The organism is Clostridium swellfunianum (assembly GCF_023656515.1).
GTDB lineage: Bacteria > Bacillota > Clostridia > Clostridiales > Clostridiaceae > Clostridium_AT > Clostridium_AT swellfunianum.
Window position 1 is genome coordinate 1,256,147 of sequence record NZ_JAMOFV010000006.1, and the last position, 19,874, is coordinate 1,276,020.

Here is a 19,874-nt window from a genome sequence, read left to right on the forward strand (position 1 = left end):
AACAATAAAAACTGTTAATCCTCCCTACTTTACTATAACTTTATTTCAACCCTATCAAGTCTTGCAATAACATTTATATCTTTGATATATGCTGTCTCAGTCCTCAAGCTTCCTTTATTGCTTATTAAAAGCACCTTGCTGTTGTCAAGCTTTTTAATTTGTCTTATAACCCTCTCTCCATTAATTTCAAGAAGGCAGATAGCGTTATTTTCTGCTTCATGGGTTAAATGAGCAAAGGCTATATCTCCTTTACCTATTCTAAAACCTATCATGTCGTCCTCTTCAATTAATAGATATATTACTTTATCTAGGGCATGACCTTCCACCTTGTTAGATACTACTGGAAGCTGTCTGCTGCCTACTGTTTCCTTTAAGTCATATTTGCATACAGGTATAGTTTTTAATACTGAATTTAAAGCGTCGCTCCACACATCATTTACCTTAGGCAACTCTTTGTTTGATGCTTTTGTTGATGCAACTCTATTGACTCTTACTGCATCTGATTTTATATCAACTTCTTCTCTAGAAGCTTCTTCCTCGATGGACATAGTTATATCATTTATATCTTTTCCTGTAAGCTTAGAAAGCTTATTTATAAGTGCCTCACTTAGAATCTTTCTTCCCTGCTCTACTTCATTTATAAAATTCTCGGCTACACCAAGCTTCTTAGCTAGCTGCTTTTGGCTTAATCCAAGTTGTGTTCTTATATTTTGCAATCTCTCTCCTGCTCTACTCATAAGTAAATCTCTCCTGCCTTTCTCATGTACACGTAAAATAAATAATAGCCACTACATACATTTTATTATAAACTAAATAAATTTTCTATGTGATATTTTAATTATCTAAATTATTTTATTTTTAAGTGTTAAATAAAATATAAAAAACGCTCTGAAAAATCCAGAACGTTCTATGTATATGGAGGCGCCACCCAGATTTGAACTGGGGAATAGAGGTTTTGCAGACCTCTGCCTTACCACTTGGCTATAGCGCCTTATTCACTTTTTGGTGGCTAGACCAGGAATCGAACCAGGGACACGAGGATTTTCAGTCCTCTGCTCTACCGACTGAGCTATCTAGCCAAATAAATGACCTGGCAACGTCCTACTCTTCCACTCAGTCTCCCGAGCAGTACCATCGGCGCTGAGAAGCTTAACCATCGTGTTCGGTATGGGAACGGGTGTAACCTTCTCGCCATCATCACCAGATAAATGGCTCCGTGGAGAGGACTCGAACCTCCAACCCTTCGGTTAACAGCCGAATGCTCCGCCATTGAGCTACCACGGAATATGTAGAAAGAATTTTGTTCTTTCAAAATTGCACAGATTAAAATATATTTGGTCAAGCCCTCGACCTATTAGTATCAGTCAGCTAAATATGTTACCACACTTACACCTCTGACCTATCAACCTTGTGTTCTTCAAGGGGTCTTACTAGCTTACGCTATGAGAAGTCTTATCTTGAGGTGGGCTTCACGCTTAGATGCTTTCAGCGTTTATCCCGTCCTAACATAGCTACCCAGCCGTGCCACTGGCGTGACAACTGGTGCACCAGAGGTTAGTCCATCCCGGTCCTCTCGTACTAAGGACAGCTCCTCTCAAACTTCTTGCGCCCGCGACGGATAGGGACCGAACTGTCTCACGACGTTCTGAACCCAGCTCGCGTGCCGCTTTAATGGGCGAACAGCCCAACCCTTGGGACCTACTTCAGCCCCAGGATGCGACGAGCCGACATCGAGGTGCCAAACCTCCCCGTCGATGTGGACTCTTGGGGGAGATCAGCCTGTTATCCCCGAGGTAGCTTTTATCCGTTGAGCGATGGCCCTCCCACGAGGAACCACCGGATCACTAAGTCCTACTTTCGTACCTGCTCCACTTGTAAGTGTCGCAGTCAGGCTCCCTTCTGCCTTTACACTCTTCGAGCGATTTCCAACCGCTCTGAGGGAACCTTTGAGCGCCTCCGTTACATTTTAGGAGGCGACCGCCCCAGTCAAACTGCCCACCTAACAATGTCCTGTGACCAGATTCATGGCCGCCAGTTAGAAACTCAGTACTGTCAGGGTGGTATCCCAAGGATGACTCCGCAGGGCCTAACGACCCTGTTTCCCAGTCTCCCACCTATCCTGTACAGACAATACCGAATCTCAATGCTAAGCTACAGTAAAGCTCTACGGGGTCTTTCCGTCCAATCGCGGGTAGCGAGCATCTTCACTCGCAATACAATTTCGCCGGATTCGTTGTTGAGACAGTTCCCAAGTCATTACGCCATTCGTGCGGGTCAGAACTTACCTGACAAGGAATTTCGCTACCTTAGGACCGTTATAGTTACGGCCGCCGTTTACTGGGGCTTAAGTTCATGGCTTCGCCTTACGGCTAACCAATCCCCTTAACCTTCCAGCACCGGGCAGGCGTCAGCCCCTATACATCAGCTTTCGCTTTAGCAGAGACCTGTGTTTTTGCTAAACAGTTGCTTGGGACTATTCTCTGCGGCCACATTGCTGTGGCACCCCTTCTCCCGAAGTTACGGGGTCAATTTGCCGAGTTCCTTAACAACGATTCTTCCGCTGGTCTTAGGATTCTCTCCTCACCTACCTGTGTCGGTTTGCGGTACGGGCACCAATTACCTCGATAGAAGCTTTTCTTGACAGTGTGGAATCAGATACTTCGCTACTTAAATTTCGCTCCCCATCGCACCTCAGCTAATCCAGGCGGATTTGCCTACCTGAATACCTAAATGCTTAGACAGACTAATCCAACAGTCTGCACATCCTATCCTTCTGTGTCACTCCATCTCTAATAACGCCATTGGTGGTATCGGAATATCAACCGATTGTCCATCACCTACGCCTTTCGGCCTCGGCTTAGGTCCCGACTAACCCTGAGCGGACGAGCCTTCCTCAGGAAACCTTAGGTTTTCGACCAATGAGATTCTCACTCATTTCTCGCTACTTATGCCAGCATACTCACTCCTGTACAGTCCACCACTCCTTACGGTATGACTTCTGCCCATACAGGAAGCTCCTCTACCACGTACCTTACGGTACATTCATAGCTTCGGTGGTAAGTTTTAGCCCCGGACATCTTCGGCGCAGGATCTCTCGACTAGTGAGCTATTACGCACTCTTTAAATGAGTGGCTGCTTCTAAGCCAACATCCTAGTTGTCTTAGAAATCCCACATCCTTTTCCACTTAACTTACACTTTGGGACCTTAGCTGATGATCTGGGCTGTTTCCCTTTTGACTACGGATCTTATCACTCGCAGTCTGACTGCCGGGATAAAAGTATATGGCATTCGGAGTTTGATAGGGTTCGGTAATCTAAAAGACCCCTAGCCCATTCAGTGCTCTACCTCCATTACTCAATTACCCGACGCTAGCCCTAAAGCTATTTCGAGGAGAACCAGCTATCTCCGAGTTCGATTGGAATTTCTCCGCTATCCACAGCTCATCCCATGGTTTTTCAACACCAACGTGGTTCGGTCCTCCACGGAATTTTACTTCCGCTTCAACCTGTCCATGGATAGGTCACCCGGTTTCGGGTCTACGACATGCAACTATTTGCCCTATTCAGACTCGGTTTCCCTTCGGCTCCATACCTTAAGTATTTAACCTCGCTACACATCGTAACTCGCTGGCTCGTTCTACAAAAAGCACGCCGTCAGGCTTTAATGCCCTTCGACTGTTTGTAAGCACACGGTTTCAGGTTCTATTTCACTCCCCTCCCGGGGTTCTTTTCACCTTTCCCTCACGGTACTTCTTCACTATCGGTCACTAGGTAGTATTTAGCCTTGGGAGGTGGTCCTCCCTGCTTCCCACAAGGTTTCACGTGTCTCGTGGTACTCTGGATCAGTTCTAAAAGCTTCCACTTTCACTTACGTGGCTATTACACTTTATAGCGGAGCTTTCCAGCTCTCTTCAGTTAGTTCCTGCTTCCATTTATGAACTGTCCGCAACCCCAGCAATAAATTGCTGGTTTGGGCTCTTTCCCTTTCGCTCGCCGCTACTTAGGAAATCGATTTTTCTTTCTCTTCCTTCAGGTACTTAGATGTTTCAGTTCCCTGAGTTACCTTCCTGCACCTATGTATTCAATGCAGGATCCACAGTTTTAACTGTGGGGGTTGCCCCATTCGGAAATCTCCGGATCACAGGCTATTTGCGCCTACCCGAAGCTTATCGCAGCTTATCGCGTCCTTCATCGGCTCCTAGTGCCAAGGCATTCACCATGCGCTCTTCGTAGCTTGACCAATCTAAAATGCTTTACTAAATCTTATGTTGTATCAAGTAATGTTCGGATGTTTTTACCGAACTTTACGCAGATATAATATTAGATTTTGTTGCACTTTTAGAACATGCTTAAATCTATCACTAAACTTAAGACTTTTATTTATGAAGTAATTAAAACGCGAGTAATCATTACTTCATTTGCGAAATTGTATACCCTTTTAATTACTATATAGTAGTTAGTTTGAGTATAACAATTTTAATTGTTTAATCTGTGCAATTTTCAAAGAACAATTGAGATTTACCTACAGTCTTTCGACCATTGGTCTCTCAAAATTAAACAGAGATTTAAGGATTTCCAGCTACCAGTTGTTCATTGAACAATCTGGATTTCTCCATAGAAAGGAGGTGATCCAGCCGCAGGTTCTCCTACGGCTACCTTGTTACGACTTCACCCCAATCGCTACCCCCACCTTCGGCCGCTGCCTCCATACGGTTAGCTCACGGACTTCGGGTGTTGGCAACTCTCATGGTGTGACGGGCGGTGTGTACAAGGCCCGGGAACGTATTCACCGCGACATTCTGATTCGCGATTACTAGCAACTCCGGCTTCATGCAGGCGAGTTGCAGCCTGCAATCCGAACTGGGATCGGTTTTATAAGTTTTGCTCCACCTCGCGGTATTGCGTCTCATTGTACCGACCATTGTAGCACGTGTGTAGCCCTAGACATAAGGGGCATGATGATTTGACGTCATCCCCACCTTCCTCCGCGTTAACCGCGGCAGTCTCGCTAGAGTGCTCAACTTAATGGTAGCAACTAACGACAAGGGTTGCGCTCGTTGCGGGACTTAACCCAACATCTCACGACACGAGCTGACGACAACCATGCACCACCTGTCTTCCTGCCCCGAAGGGCTTCCCGCATTACCGGTAATTCAGGAGATGTCAAGTCTAGGTAAGGTTCTTCGCGTTGCTTCGAATTAAACCACATGCTCCGCTGCTTGTGCGGGCCCCCGTCAATTCCTTTGAGTTTTAATCTTGCGATCGTACTCCCCAGGCGGAATACTTATTGTGTTAACTGCGGCACGGAGGTCATGATAACCCCCACACCTAGTATTCATCGTTTACGGCGTGGACTACCAGGGTATCTAATCCTGTTTGCTCCCCACGCTTTCATGCCTCAGCGTCAGTTACGGTCCAGAAAGTCGCCTTCGCCACTGGTGTTCTTCCTAATCTCTACGCATTTCACCGCTACACTAGGAATTCCACTTTCCTCTCCCGCACTCTAGATACCCAGTTTCAAATGCAGTTCCCAAGTTAAGCTCGGGATTTTCACATCTGACTTAAGCATCCGCCTACGCATCCTTTACGCCCAGTAAATCCGGACAACGCTTGCCACCTACGTATTACCGCGGCTGCTGGCACGTAGTTAGCCGTGGCTTCCTCCTCTGGTACCGTCATTATCGTCCCAGAAGACAGAGCTTTACAACCCGAAGGCCTTCTTCACTCACGCGGCGTTGCTGCATCAGGCTTTCGCCCATTGTGCAATATTCCCCACTGCTGCCTCCCGTAGGAGTCTGGACCGTGTCTCAGTTCCAATGTGGCCGTTCACCCTCTCAGGCCGGCTACGCATCGTCGCCTTGGTGAGCCGTTACCTCACCAACTAGCTAATGCGCCGCGGGTCCATCTTGTAGCGGATTGCTCCTTTGATACATTCTTCATGCGAAGCATGTATGTTATGCGGTATTAATCTTCCTTTCGGAAGGCTATCCCCCTCTACAAGGCAGGTTACCCACGTGTTACTCACCCGTCCGCCGCTGGGAACCGAAGTTCCCCGCTCGACTTGCATGTGTTAGGCACGCCGCCAGCGTTCGTCCTGAGCCAGGATCAAACTCTCAATTTAAAAGTTTGAATCTTTTAAGCTCATCGCTTACTTATTTTTAGAAGTTTTTCAACTTCAAAAGAATCGCTGGTCATTTACCTTTATATTCTCTGTTTAATTTTCAAAGACCAATTTGTTCGCCGTCATCCGACAACTTCTTAATATTATCATTTCTTTTTTTCTTTGTCAACGATTTTTTTGCAAGTAAATTAATCCCAAATGTAATCTCAGCGTCGATGAAATAATTTATAAAACAAGTATCTGGCAGGGCACATACTTTACTGTATTTATAAACTACTTTTTATTAGCTATTTAACGAAGTCTTTAGAAGCTCATTAATTTAAAAATCATTGTTAAAATCACAACATAGTAAGCCTGTCATATACTAATACAAAATAGAAGTGTGCAGGTGAAGTAAATGAACTATGAATATCAGAAATCACCATACAGAAACTTAGTAGTAGGAGTGGATACTGAAGTCCCTATACTTGGAGGCAGAAGTGTTCCTTATGTTAACTTTGATAATGCTGCTACTACTCCGCCTTTTATATCAGTACTTTCCGATATAAATAAATTTTCACCTTGGTATTCCTCAATACACAGAGGGGATGGGTATAAGTCTCAAGTTTCTTCTAATGTATATGAAAATTCAAGGAAGTTAGTTTTAGATTTCGTAAATGCAGACCCTAATAACGATACAGTTATTTATGTGAAAAACACTACTGAAGGCATTAATAAACTCAGTTTTAGACTCTGCAACGGCGAAGGAAAATGTGTTATTCTTTCAACAGATATGGAACACCACTCTAATGACCTTCCATGGAGAGGAAAGTATAAGGTAGATTATATTAAACTAGATAAATATGGTGGATTATCTTTAGAAGATTTAGAACAAAAACTAATTCATTACAATGGTCTAGTAAAGCTAGTTACAGTATCAGGCGCTTCTAACGTCACAGGCTTTATTAATCCTATTCATGAGGTAGCTACTCTTGCTCATAAGTATAATTCTAAATTGTTAGTTGATGGCGCACAGCTCGCTCCACATGTACCTATCGATATGAAGCCTGTAAATTCTATAGAACACATTGATTATCTTGTGTTTTCAGGGCACAAGATGTATGCTCCATTCGGAGTTGGGGTTCTTATAGGACCGAAAGATAATTTTAGATATGGAGAACCAGACTATAAAGGTGGAGGAACTGTTGATACTGTCACCCATGACTATGTATATTGGAGTGATCCTCCTGAAAAAGAGGAAGCCGGAACCCCAAACGTTATGGGAGTTGTAGCTCTCGCAGCTGCTATAAGAACATTAAAATCCTTAGGTATGCACAATATAGATATGTATGAAAAAAAACTAGCCCAATACGCAACAAACAGGTTAATGTCAATAAAAGATATTGAACTATATGGAACTAATAGAAGCTTTAGAAACAGAGTAGGTATTGTTCCATTTAATATTAAGAAGTTACATCATAATACAGTAGCCAAAATACTATCTGGAGAAGCAGGAATAGGAGTTAGAACAGGTTGTTTTTGCGCCCAACCCTATGTGCAAAAACTTTTAAACATTACTGATGAACAAGTAGCAAATTATTCACAACTTCCAAAGGATAAACGACCAGGAATGATACGCTTAAGCTTTGGCTTATATAATGATACAAATGAAATAGACTATCTTATCAGCGCTTTAGAATATATAGTAAAAGATTATAAACGACTTGAGCGCAAATACGCTAAGCCTTGAACTTAATGCCTATCCTTTTAAGGATGGCATTTTTGTTTTGTATAAAACTTTTTATTATGCTCAAACTAAGATGAGATTTTTATAAAACCAATTAGCAGCAGGAGGAATACTTATGAATAAAAAAATTAATCTTTTAGTATTCAGTGGCGAGTATGATAAAGCGCTTGCAGCCTTAATAATTGCTAATTCAGCAAAAGAATTAGGTGCAGATGTTACTATGTTTTTTGCCTTTTGGGGGCTCCTTTTAGTAAGAAACCCAGAAACATCAATTTCTGATGACAAAAGCATTTATGAAAAAATGTTTGGAATGATGACACCTAAAGGTCCTGAAGAACTTCCACTGTCTAAAATGAATTTTAGTGGTATAGGCAAAGAGATGCTTAAGGCTATGATGAAGGAAGAAGATGCCCCTGAACTCACCGATTTTCTAAAGGGTGCAAGAAAGAAAGGAGTTAAATTCTACGGCTGTAAACTGTCTGTTGACGTGATGGGCTTTAAAAATGAAGAACTTATACCTGAACTCGAAATAATAGATGCAAAAGAATACCTTAAAGATGCCTTAGAATCAGACATGCAGCTATTTATCTAATCAGTTCCAATTGCATTACCACCTTATTTATTATAGAATTATCATAGATTAAATTTGGTGGAGGTTCTCATGAAAAAAAAACATAATATGCTGCCAGTTCTTTCTGGTATAGGTGCAGCAACAATCTTTGGCTTAAGTTTTTTATTTTCCAAGATGGCTTTAAATTCTGCAGGAATTTTTGAACTTTTATCTTTTAGATTCTTAATCGCTTTTTTAATAATGTCTTCACTTATAGTTTTAAAACTTATTAAGGTAGATTACACAGGGAAAAACTTGAAAGGTTTATTTCTCTTAGGCCTTATGGAACCAATAATATACTTCATTTTTGAGACCTATGGAATTAAATACTCTTCTTCTTCCATTGCAGGACTTATGATAGCCCTAATCCCTATTGGTGTAGTCATACTGTCTGCTTATTTCCTAAAAGAAAAACCTTCAGCAGTCCAGCTGATATTTATAATAATGTCTGTACTTGGAGTTGCGCTTATAGGTGTTATGGGAAGTTCAAGCTCAACTGGAGGAAATTTGTTTGGAATTATTCTTTTATTAGGAGCTGTAATGTCGGCAGCTTTCTTCACTATTATATCAAGAAAGCTTTCTTCAGACTTTACACCCATGGAATTAACATATTCCATGATGTTTTTAGGAGCTGTATTTTTCAACGCTATATCTATAATAAACCATATTTCGACCGGTAGTTTATTGAGCTACTTTGCACCACTAAAAAATGCAAATTTCTTAATATCTATAGGGTACTTAGGAATATTGTCTTCTATAGTTGCATATTTCCTCATAAATTTCACACTTTCAAAGCTTGAGGCTTCAAAGTCAGCAGTAGTTTCAAATCTAGCTACTATAGTGTCTATAATTGCAGGTGTAGTAATCCTGAAGGAGCCCTTCTACTACTATCATATTGTTGGATCAATACTTATAATAGTTGGTGTGTGGGGAACAAATAATTACGAAATAAAAAGAGTTGTAGATACTACAACTCATGAAGCATAATAAAAGATGGCTTAAAAAAGTCATCTTTATTATTTGTTTTTCACTACCTTTCTAAGCCCTGACTCTTCCTTGTTCATTATCCTTCTGATGTTTATCATATGTTTATATATACAAAGAAAAGCAAGACCAATACCAATTATTGTGCATATCATAGGATAGTTAAATGCATAGGTTGTTATTGGCAAGGCTGAAAACATTCCAATTGATCCTAATGCTATATAGTCTATAGCTATAGTTATTATTACTATGGTTAAAATTGCTATAGCAGCTATCTTTATATCTATGGCAAGCAGCATCCCTATAAGAGAAGCAGCTCCCTTCCCTCCTCTAAACCTCAAAAAGAAAGGGAATATATGACCTAGTACGGTAGAAGCACCTGCAATAAAAACTAATTCCTTTGAGTTAGGAAAGATAATTCCCACCAGTATTACAGCCAAAGCCGCCTTAAAAATATCAGCAAAAGCAGTAATAGCCCCAAACTTCCATCCCAATACCATAGTTACATTTGAGGCACCAGCATTTTGACTACCTTGTGTTCTTATATCAATCTTCTTAACAACTCGTCCAATTATATACGCTGTTTGAAAACATCCTAGCATATATCCAATGGAAATGGTGATTATTATATCTAAAACCCCCATGTAATACATCCTCCATATTACAGTATTTAATATATTATATCATAGGATGCACTGTTTATGACATAAAAAAAGCAGCCTCTTTTACAAGGCTGTTTTTTCAAAGTTATTATTCAACTTCTTCAAATTGATCCTTACCTACTCCACAAAGTGGGCAAACCCAATCCTCAGGAACATCTTCCCAAACTGTTCCTGCATCAACACCATTGTCTGGATCGCCTATTTCTGGATCATATATATATCCACAAGCTATACATACGTACTTTTTCATAGTTTCATTCCTCCTAAAATTAATTACTTATTAATATTAATTATATTTTATCAACTAACATATGAAATGTAAAGTTTTATATAAAATATAAATGTTAAATTATTGTATCGATTATATTATATCCTTACATATAATCTTATTATTCCTAATATCAGATTATTATATCCAGCTTTCAGCTTCTTTTATAATGTTAAAGTTGGTTAGGTCATAATGAAGCGGCGTTAGGGTAATGTATCCTTGCTTAAAGTAGTCTACATCGGTATCTACATCAAAAGCATCATTTACCGTGCCGATTATTTCATAAACTATATTCCCTTCTGCATCTTTACTTTCTATAAAGCAGTTGTTATAAGTTCTACTTCCTATTTTGCATATCTTCATCCCCTTAATATCCTTTTCTTTAGCAAGAGGAACGTTTATATTCAAAACAACATCTTTTTTGATTTTTTTTACCTGAAGTTTTTTCAAAACACTTAATACAGTCTTAGCAGCAATTTCGTAGTTTTCCTTTTCATCTTTAAATTCAGAAGAAATTGCTATAGATGGTGTTTTGTATATAGCAGCTTCTATAGCTGCAGAAACAGTTCCTGAATATATAACATCCGTACCTAGATTTACCCCCTTGTTTATCCCAGATATAACTATATCTACTTTTCCATCTACCAGCTTATCTACTGCAACTCTTACGCAATCTGCTGGAGTTCCGTCCACGCTATAAGCCTTAGATTCTACACCTTCAAGCTTCACCTCTTTAATAATAAGCGGCCTTGTTAAGGTTATAGAATGTCCACAAGCACTTCTTTGATTATCTGGCGCGGCAATAATAACCTCATGTTCCTTTTCAATTTCTTTTGCTAAAACATATATACCTTTTGCATTAATTCCATCGTCATTGGTTATAAGTACCTTCATTGTCTCTTTTCCTCCTTCTCATAGCATTCTTAATTTTTATTATATGTATTTTACAATAATAAATATGAAAAAACCATGTATTATTTCTTCATTTTTCAACAAATCTAGAATAGATATCTTGTTTTTTTAGGTTATTTTACACAACATTCAAATTCTTTGATACTATTCAAAATATATTGCTTATTGACGTTTAATTCGAAAAAATGTACTATATATTTATACTTTTTCTTCCACTTATTATTGCAATATTACAGCATTGATCATTCAATTTAAAATAGGCAGAACAAATATAGTTCTGCCTTTTCTCATATAAAACTAAAGGAAGTGTATCTATGCATAAGCTGAAAAAGACAATAAAACTTAATCTTAAAAATATACTTAAAATTAAAAGCTACGATATATTTGGAAGTCATGAAGCTATTATTAGCGGAGTAAAAGGTATAAGATTTACACTTTGGGCGCCTAATGCAAAGTCAGTACAAGTAGTTGGAGATTTCAATAACTGGTCTGGCAAAGAGCATTCAATGAAAAAAACTAAAAAGCTTGGTATATGGACTCTTTTTATTCCTGGTTTAAAACTCGGAACCATCTACAAATATGAAATTTTGACTAGAGAAGACACACTAACTCTTAAGTCAGATCCCTATGCCTTCTATTCGGAACTTAGGCCTAACACCGCATCCATAGTAACTTCATTGGATGATTATGCTTGGAGCGACTCAGAATGGCTGCAAAAAAGAAGTCATACCTCTCTATATGACAAGCCGCTTAATATATACGAAGTTCATCTCGGCTCATGGAGAATGAAAGACGGTACATTTTTAAATTATAGGGATATTGCCGAGGAACTCTTACTTTACATATCTGATATGGGCTACACCCACATAGAACTGCTTCCAGTTTCAGAACATCCTCTTGATGCTTCTTGGGGTTATCAAAGCACAGGATATTACGCACTAACCAGCAGATATGGTACCCCTGAAGACTTTATGTTTTTTGTGGATAAGCTTCATCAAAATAATATAGGAGTTATACTGGATTGGGTTCCTGGTCACTTCTGCAAGGATGCACATGGTCTTTATAGATTTGATGGAACAACCCTCTATGAAAATGGAAATCCTGATATAGCTGAAAATTATGATTGGGGTACTGCTAATTTTGACTTAAGCAAATCTCAAGTTAGAAGATATTTAACTGCTAATGCCCTTTTCTGGTTTGACAGATATCATATCGATGGGCTAAGGGTAGATGCAGTTGCAAACATGATTTATCTTAACTATGGAAAAAAAGAAGGAATGAACATACAAAATAAATTCGGTGGTAATGAGAATTTAGAGGCGATAGACTTTCTTAAAAAGCTAAATTCTAATGTTTTTAAAGATTTTCCTAATGTACTTATGATAGCAGAGGATTCAAGTACCTTTCCAGGTATTACAACACCAACCTACTTAGGAGGTGTAGGCTTTAACTATAAGTGGAACATGGGTTGGATGAATGACATGCTAAAGTATATGCAGATGGATCCTATACATAGAAAATGGCATCATAATCTTATAACCTTTTCTTTTATGTATGCTTTTTCAGAGAATTTTATCCTTCCACTTTCTCACGATGAAGTTGTACACGGCAAAAGTTCTCTTCTAGACAAAATGCCCGGTGACTACTGGCAGAAGTTTGCAAACCTCAGATTATTCTATGGGTATATGATGGCTCACCCTGGCAAGAAACTTTTATTCATGGGTGGAGAATTGGGTCAGTTTATTGAATGGAGATTTTATGAACAATTAGATTGGCATTTGCTAGATTATCCAATGCATACAGCTATTCATACCTGTGTTAAAGAATTAAATTCCTTCTATAAAGAACATTCTTCTTTATGGGAAGTTGACCATAGCTATAAGGGTTTTCAATGGATAGATCATCAAAACTACGATCAAAGCATAATATCTTTTATGCGAATTGGGACTAAAAAAGATGATTTTATTATTGTAATTTGTAATTTTACACCAGTAGTTTATCATAACTATAAGATTGGGGTTCCAAACTTCATTCATTATAAGGAAGTTTTTAATAGTGATAAAGAATGTTATGGTGGGTCAAACCAATTAAACAAAGGTATGATTAAGCCTGAATTAGAAAATTGGCATAATCAGCCCTACCATATAGAAATAACAATACCGCCTTTGGCGACTATTTTTATAAAACCTGAATTTAATTACAAATTGGACAATAAAAAGGGGGAATGAAGAATGCAGAAAAAAGAAATGATAGCGATGATACTAGCAGGTGGACAAGGAAGCAGGCTTGGAGTGCTTACTAAAGAAATAGCTAAACCTGCTGTACCTTTTGGAGGCAAGTACAAAATAATCGACTTTCCTTTAAGCAACTGCTCTAACTCAGGAATAGATACTGTTGGTGTTTTAACACAGTATAGGCCATTTGCTTTAAACTCACACATTGGTATAGGTACTCCCTGGGACTTAGATAGAAATAACGGCGGGGTAAATATATTGCCTCCTTACATGAGAGAAACCGGCGGAGACTGGTACAAAGGTACAGCCAATGCCATATATCAAAATATAAATTTCATAGATAAATACGATCCTGAATATGTGCTTATACTTTCAGGAGACCACATATATAAAATGGACTATTCTCAACTACTGGATTTTCATAAAGAGAATAATGCAGATGCTACAATAGCCGTAATTGAAGTTTCACTGGAAGAAGCAAGTCGTTTTGGTATTATGAATACTAGAGAAAATTATGAAATCTATGAGTTTGAAGAAAAGCCAAAACACCCTAAAAGCCAGCTTGCTTCTATGGGGGTTTATATGTTTAATTGGAGTGTGCTAAGGCACTTCTTAATAATTGACGAAGCTGATGAAAATTCAGACAATGACTTTGGAAAAAATATAATACCTAATATGCTTAAGAAAGGCAAGAGAATGTTTGCTTATCCTTTCAAAGGCTATTGGAAGGACGTTGGTACTATAGAAAGCCTATGGCAGGCAAATATGGATCTATTAGATGAAAATAACGAGCTTAATATACATGATAGAAATTGGAAAATATATTCTACCAGCCCCACAATGCCTCCTCAATATATCGGCAGCAGTGGAGTTGTTAAGAACTCCCTTATCACTGATGGTTGCGAGATACTGGGCGAAGTTACTAATTCTGTATTGTTTTCAGGGGTACACGTTAGTGCTGGCGTTAAAATTAAAGATTCTGTTATAATGCCTAATACCAAAATTAAGGCTAATGCTTTAGTTGATAAGGCAATAATTGGAAGTGATGTTATAATAGAGGAAAACACCAGGGTTGTAGATAATAGTAACATTATAGTTATTAGCGAAGGCTCAGTTGTTGATGCCACTACAAATATTTAATGCGGATGGGGGCTTGGTGATAAAATGTTAAAAGACTACATGGGAGTATTAATGCTAAATGAAAATGATGATTTGTTGAAGAGACTTACAAGACACAGACCTCTAGCTTCCATACCTTTCGGTGGAAGATATAGAATAATTGACTTTGTACTTTCAAGCATGGTTAACGCAGGTATGACAAACATAGGAATATTTACTGATGGAAAAACTCGTTCCTTGATGGATCATCTTGGTTCAGGCAAGCCTTGGGATTTAGCAAGAAAATTAAACGGGTTATATATATTCAATTTTGGATATTCAAATATTTATATGAATGAAATAGAGACCTTGAAAAACAACATAGAATACTTCTATAAAAGCAAGGAAGAGTATGCAATACTGTCTTCTTCAAATATGATTTGCAACATTGATTATAAAGCTGCGGCAGAATTTCATGAAAGTTCAGATGCTGATATAACAGTAGTCTATAAAAAAATTACAGATGGAAGAGTAAATTTTATAGACTGCAATGCGCTAAATCTAGATAAAAGCAACAATGTTTTAAGCGTCGGAAGAAATATAGGCACAGAAGATAATAACAATATATGTATGGAAATGTTCATAATGAAAAAGAAAACACTTGTAAGTTTAATCCTTGAATGTATTAAGACAGGGTACTATTCCTCAATCAAAGAAGCAATCTTTAAAAAGCTTGATAGCTTATATGTAAAAGCTTATGAATTTAAAGGATATCTAAGCTGTATAAACTCAATAAATTCTTATTACGATACAAATATGGATTTATTAGATTTGAAAATAAGGAATGAATTGTTCTTTAATAAAGACAGACTTATCTACACAAAATCTCAAGATGAAGCTCCAACTCATTACTCAGTAGATTCAAAGGTTTCTAACTCTCTAATTGCTAATGGATGTCTAATTGAAGGAAACGTTGAAAACAGTATTATCTTTAGACGAGTTAAAATTCATAAGGATGCAGAAATTAAAAACTGCATTATAATGCAAAATAGTGAAATTAAGGGTGGAGCAAAGCTTTCGAACATAATAATAGACAAACATATAATTATTGAAGAAGGAAAGGAACTAAAAGGAGATTTAGATTTTCCACTGGTTATTGAAAAAAAGTCGAGTTTTGAATAACTAAAAAAGGAGTTGACAATAATGAAAATACTATTTGTTTCCTCGGAAGCACATCCTTTTATAAAAACTGGAGGTCTGGGTGATGTTGCATATGCTCTTCCTAAAGCTCTAAGAAAACTTGGTATTGATGTTAGAGTTATAATTCCTAAATACTCTGACATCAAGGAAGAGTTTAAAAGTAAAATGCTAACACTTTCAAACTTTAATGTTCCAGTGGGATGGAGAAACCAATACGGCGGATTGCAATACTTAGAATACGATAATATACCTTTTTACTTTATAGATAATGAATATTACTTCAAGAGGCCTAGCTCCTATGGGTACGGAGATGATGGTGAGCGCTTTTCATTCTTTTGCAGAGCAGTGCTTGAGGGTGTAAACCACATGATTGATTTCACTCCAGATGTAATACATTTGAATGACTGGCATAGCGGAATGATTGCTCCACTCATGAAAGAGCACTTTAAAGATAACCCCCGTTTTAATAGTATACAGACGATTTTTACTATACATAACCTTCAATACCAAGGAGTATTTCCAAAAGAAACACTTGGTGATTTATTAAATTTAAGTGAGGAATACTTCTCTGAGGATAAGCTTAAATATTATGACAGCGTTTCCTTTATAAAAGGCGGATTAAATTTTGCTGACAAAATAACTACTGTAAGTCAAAGCTATTCCGAGGAAATTAAAACTCCATTTTATGGAGAAGGACTTCATGGTTTGCTTCAAGTTAGGGAAAATGATTTATGTGGTATCGTGAATGGTATTGATACCGAATTATTTAATCCTAGTTCAGATAAGGAATTATCTTATCATTATGATTACAATAATTTAGCTGAAAAACTTAAGAATAAGACTGAACTTCAGGAAAGCTTAAACCTCCCTATTAATGAAAATATTCCTATGATAGGAATGGTTACAAGACTAGCTAGCCAAAAGGGACTGGATTTAATATCCCATATAATAGAAGAACTTTTACAACAAGATCTTCAGCTTGTAGTGCTAGGAACTGGAGAACAAAAGTATGAAGACATGTTTAGATATTATTCCGCCATTGCCCCAGATAAGCTTTCAGCTAATATAACCTTTAACAATACCTTAGCTAAAAGGATTTATGCAGCTTCCGACCTCTTTCTTATGCCTTCCCTATTCGAACCCTGTGGAATTGGTCAGTTATTGGCACTTAGGTATGGAAGCCTTCCAATAATTAGGGAAACCGGAGGTTTAAAAGACACAGTTCAAGCTTATAACGAATATACTAATATGGGGAATGGTTTCTCCTTTGCAAACTATAATGCACACGATATGCTTTTTACTATAAAGAGAGCTCTTAGTTTCTATAAAGACAAAAATCTCTGGAACAATATTGTTACAAGAGCTATGATGGAAGACAATAGTTGGAGGAAGTCAGCAGAAGAATATAAAAATCTTTATGCATCCCTCTTATAATTATTTTAACTGATAGACAGCAGATTTTGCTGTCTATTGTGTTAATGAGGGTATATAAACGTATACATTAATTTAAATGGAGGGTAAAATGATTTTAGATAAAGAAAAGTTTAAATCAGACTATGTAAGAAAATTAATGAACAGCTTTGCTGAAGAAATAGAAGGGGCTTCTAAGCTTCATAAGTATTTTGCTTTAGGTGGTCTAGTTAGAGATTATGTTACTGAAAATTGGGTGAACACAAATAAATATTATTTAGAAAGCGGAGAAAAACAGATTTACTATTTTTCAATGGAGTTTTTAATAGGAAGACTTCTTGGAAGCAATCTTCTAAATTTAGGTATTAGGCAGGTTTGTAAAGACGGTCTTACTGAACTTGGAATATCTCTAGAGGAGCTTGAAGAGATTGAAAATGATGCCGGTCTTGGAAATGGTGGCCTTGGAAGGCTTGCTGCTTGTTTTCTAGATTCTATGGCTTCCTCAGGAATTCCTGGTCATGGCTGCGGCATACGCTATAGATACGGACTATTTGAACAAAAGATTATAGATGGCTATCAGGTTGAAGTTCCTGACTACTGGCTTAGAGACGGTAACGTTTGGGAAATTAGAAAAGAGAATAAAGCTATAGAAGTACGTTTTGGCGGTAAGATACGAATTGATTATATAAACAATAGGATGACCTTTATACATGAAGACTACGAACCAGTTCGAGCCGTTCCTTATGATACTCCAGTGGTTGCTTATGATAAAAACATGGTAAATACCTTAAGGCTCTGGAGCGCTGAGCCTATAGCCTGGGAATTTGACTTTAACACCTTTAGCCGCGGAGATTATGTTAAAGCCGAAGCCTATAGAGCCTCTGTTGAAGCTATATCTCAAGTTTTGTATCCTGATGACAGTAACTGGGAAGGAAAGCTTTTAAGACTTAAGCAACAATATTTTTTTGTGAGCGCAGGTCTTCAAAGTATTTTAAGAAGCTATAAGAAGTCCGGTCTTCCAATAAATGAACTTAACAAACATATTGCAGTACACATCAATGACACCCATCCTTCTGTAGCTGTTGCTGAACTTATGAGAATTTTAATTGATGAAGAGTTGCTTTCTTGGGATGAGGCTTGGCACATAACTACAGATATTATGGCTTATACAAACCATACAATACTTTCAGAGGCCTTAGAAAAGTGGCCAGTAGATATGTTCAAGAATCTTCTGCCAAGAATTTATATGATTATTGAAGAAATAAATAGGCGTTTCTGCGAAGCTTTAAACAGAAAATGGCCTGGTCAATGGGGGAGAATAAATAACATGTCCATCATAAACGATGGACTTGTAAAGATGGCTCACCTTGCTATAGTTGGAAGCCACTCAGTAAACGGTGTTGCAGAACTTCATACAGAAATACTAAAACATCAAGAGCTTTCAAATTTTTATCAGTTCTATCCTGAAAAATTTAACAACAAGACCAATGGAATTACTCATAGAAGATGGCTTATGAAATGTAACCCAAAGCTTAGTAATCTCATTACCGATACTATAGGCAGTTCTTGGATTAAAGCTCCTATTGAATTAAATAGCCTTGCTAAATATAAGTACGACCCTGCTTTCCAAAATAAAATTGCTTCTATAAAAAAAGCAAATAAAGCTAATTTTTCGAATTTAATTAAAAATAAGTATGGCATAGTTATAGACCCTAACTCAATTTTTGATGTTCAGGTTAAAAGGCTTCATGCATATAAAAGGCAAATACTTAATGTACTTCATATAATGCATTTGTATAATAAACTTAAAGAAAATCCAAGCCTTGATATACTCCCTAGAACCTTCTTCTTTGGAGCAAAGGCTTCACCAAGCTATCACCTGGCTAAACAAACCATAAAACTTATTAACAGTGTTGCAACGAAGATAAACAATGACTCAAGTATAAATGACAAGCTTAAAGTTGTATTTCTTGAAAATTACAGTGTATCCCTTGCTGAAAAAATTATCCCCTGCGCTGATGTTAGCGAACAAATTTCTACTGCTTCTAAAGAAGCCTCTGGCACTGGAAACATGAAGTTCATGATGAATGGAGCTGTTACCGTAGCTACACTTGATGGCGCTAATGTTGAAATGAAGGATGCCGTTGGCGAGGACAATATAGTTATCTTTGGATTAAAGGCTAATGAAGTTATTAGTTATAATAAATACGGCGGTTACTCATCCTGGGATGTTTATAATAATGATATGAGAGTTAACAAGCTGATAACCCAGCTTGTAGATGGAACCCTAAGCCATTCTAGGGCAGAATTCAAAAATATTTATGAGTCACTGTTAATGTTTAATGATGAGTACTTTGTTTTAAAAGATTTTGATGCTTACGCTAAAGCCCATGAAAGAGTTGACAGCTTGTATAGAAATAATACTAAATGGAATGAAATGTGCATAATGAATATAGCTCATTCAGGTGTTTTCTCCAGTGATAATACTATTAAGCAGTACTCAAAGGATATTTGGGGCACTAGAGAATTGAAGCTTCTTCCTGAAATGGATTAGCATACTTAAATGCAGAATAGACAGCCGATGAGCTGTCTTTTCTGCATTTAATATATTAAAGGAATCTATTGGGTAAATAGCTGTTAACCCTCATT

The 19,874-nt window shown here is 37.8% G+C and carries 12 protein-coding genes, 3 tRNA genes and 3 rRNA genes; 8 read left to right on the forward strand and 10 right to left on the reverse strand.

The annotated features are described in order from the left end of the window. Window positions 1-32 precede the first annotated feature (32 nt). From NBE98_RS05715 to NBE98_RS05745, 7 genes are all read right to left on the reverse strand, one after another. Entirely contained in the window at window positions 33-737 is a 705-nt protein-coding gene (locus tag NBE98_RS05715) for a S24 family peptidase (RefSeq protein ID WP_250813496.1), read from the reverse strand. Between the two features lie 179 nt (window positions 738-916). After that, window positions 917-991: transfer RNA gene (locus NBE98_RS05720), tRNA-Cys, on the reverse strand. A gap of 12 nt (window positions 992-1,003) precedes the next feature. Continuing rightward, window positions 1,004-1,079 (reverse strand) — tRNA-Phe (locus NBE98_RS05725). A 9-nt stretch (window positions 1,080-1,088) separates the two neighbouring features. Continuing rightward, window positions 1,089-1,205 (reverse strand): 5S ribosomal RNA (gene rrf, locus NBE98_RS05730). Window positions 1,206-1,209: 4 nt separating this feature from the next. Further along, window positions 1,210-1,284, reverse strand: a tRNA-Asn gene (locus NBE98_RS05735). Window positions 1,285-1,334: 50 nt separating this feature from the next. Beyond that, window positions 1,335-4,240, reverse strand: a 23S ribosomal RNA gene (locus NBE98_RS05740). Between the two features lie 378 nt (window positions 4,241-4,618). Continuing rightward, window positions 4,619-6,121: ribosomal RNA gene (locus tag NBE98_RS05745) — 16S ribosomal RNA — on the reverse strand. Together the 16S, 23S and 5S rRNA genes with 3 tRNA genes alongside form the textbook arrangement of a ribosomal RNA operon. Window positions 6,122-6,518: 397 nt before the next feature. Here NBE98_RS05745 and NBE98_RS05750 point away from each other — a divergent pair. From NBE98_RS05750 to NBE98_RS05760, 3 genes are all read left to right on the forward strand, one after another. Next, a complete protein-coding gene (locus NBE98_RS05750; protein WP_250813498.1) occupies window positions 6,519-7,850 on the forward strand; it encodes an aminotransferase class V-fold PLP-dependent enzyme in 1,332 nt (443 codons plus the stop codon). Window positions 7,851-7,962: 112 nt separating this feature from the next. After that, window positions 7,963-8,439 (forward strand): DsrE/DsrF/DrsH-like family protein, encoded by a 477-nt coding sequence (locus NBE98_RS05755; protein WP_250813500.1) that lies wholly within the window; start codon window positions 7,963-7,965, stop codon window positions 8,437-8,439. Window positions 8,440-8,508: 69 nt separating this feature from the next. Next, window positions 8,509-9,444 (forward strand): DMT family transporter, encoded by a 936-nt coding sequence (locus tag NBE98_RS05760; protein ID WP_250813502.1) that lies wholly within the window; start codon window positions 8,509-8,511, stop codon window positions 9,442-9,444. 29 nt (window positions 9,445-9,473) lie between these two features. Here NBE98_RS05760 and NBE98_RS05765 read toward each other — a convergent pair whose 3' ends face one another. The 3 genes from NBE98_RS05765 to surE all read right to left on the reverse strand — a co-directional run bounded on the left by NBE98_RS05765 (window position 9,474) and on the right by surE (window position 11,265). Next, window positions 9,474-10,085, reverse strand: a complete 612-nt coding sequence (locus tag NBE98_RS05765; RefSeq protein WP_250813504.1) for a glycerol-3-phosphate acyltransferase — start codon at window positions 10,083-10,085, stop codon at window positions 9,474-9,476. 106 nt (window positions 10,086-10,191) lie between these two features. Then, window positions 10,192-10,353, reverse strand: a complete 162-nt coding sequence (gene rd / locus NBE98_RS05770; RefSeq protein ID WP_250813508.1) for a rubredoxin — start codon at window positions 10,351-10,353, stop codon at window positions 10,192-10,194. A gap of 159 nt (window positions 10,354-10,512) precedes the next feature. Further along, window positions 10,513-11,265, reverse strand: a complete 753-nt coding sequence (gene surE, locus NBE98_RS05775) for a 5'/3'-nucleotidase SurE (protein WP_250813510.1) — start codon at window positions 11,263-11,265, stop codon at window positions 10,513-10,515. 332 nt (window positions 11,266-11,597) lie between these two features. Here surE and glgB point away from each other — a divergent pair, with 332 nt between their 5' ends. The 5 genes from glgB (at window position 11,598) to NBE98_RS05800 (ending at window position 19,779) form a co-directional block, all read left to right on the forward strand. Continuing rightward, on the forward strand, window positions 11,598-13,511 hold the full coding sequence (gene glgB / locus NBE98_RS05780; RefSeq protein ID WP_250813512.1) for a 1,4-alpha-glucan branching protein GlgB: 1,914 nt from the start codon (window positions 11,598-11,600) through the stop codon (window positions 13,509-13,511). A gap of 3 nt (window positions 13,512-13,514) precedes the next feature. Further along, on the forward strand, window positions 13,515-14,657 hold the full coding sequence (locus NBE98_RS05785) for a glucose-1-phosphate adenylyltransferase (RefSeq protein ID WP_250813513.1): 1,143 nt from the start codon (window positions 13,515-13,517) through the stop codon (window positions 14,655-14,657). A gap of 24 nt (window positions 14,658-14,681) precedes the next feature. Further along, on the forward strand, window positions 14,682-15,797 hold the full coding sequence (gene glgD / locus NBE98_RS05790) for a glucose-1-phosphate adenylyltransferase subunit GlgD (protein ID WP_250813517.1): 1,116 nt from the start codon (window positions 14,682-14,684) through the stop codon (window positions 15,795-15,797). A 21-nt stretch (window positions 15,798-15,818) separates the two neighbouring features. Next, the gene (glgA, locus tag NBE98_RS05795; RefSeq protein WP_250813519.1) at window positions 15,819-17,249 is read left to right on the forward strand and encodes a glycogen synthase GlgA; all 1,431 of its coding nucleotides are present in this window, start codon (window positions 15,819-15,821) and stop codon (window positions 17,247-17,249) included. Window positions 17,250-17,337: 88 nt separating this feature from the next. Then, entirely contained in the window at window positions 17,338-19,779 is a 2,442-nt protein-coding gene (locus NBE98_RS05800; RefSeq protein WP_250813521.1) for a glycogen/starch/alpha-glucan phosphorylase, read from the forward strand. The last annotated feature ends 95 nt before the right edge of the window (window positions 19,780-19,874 follow it).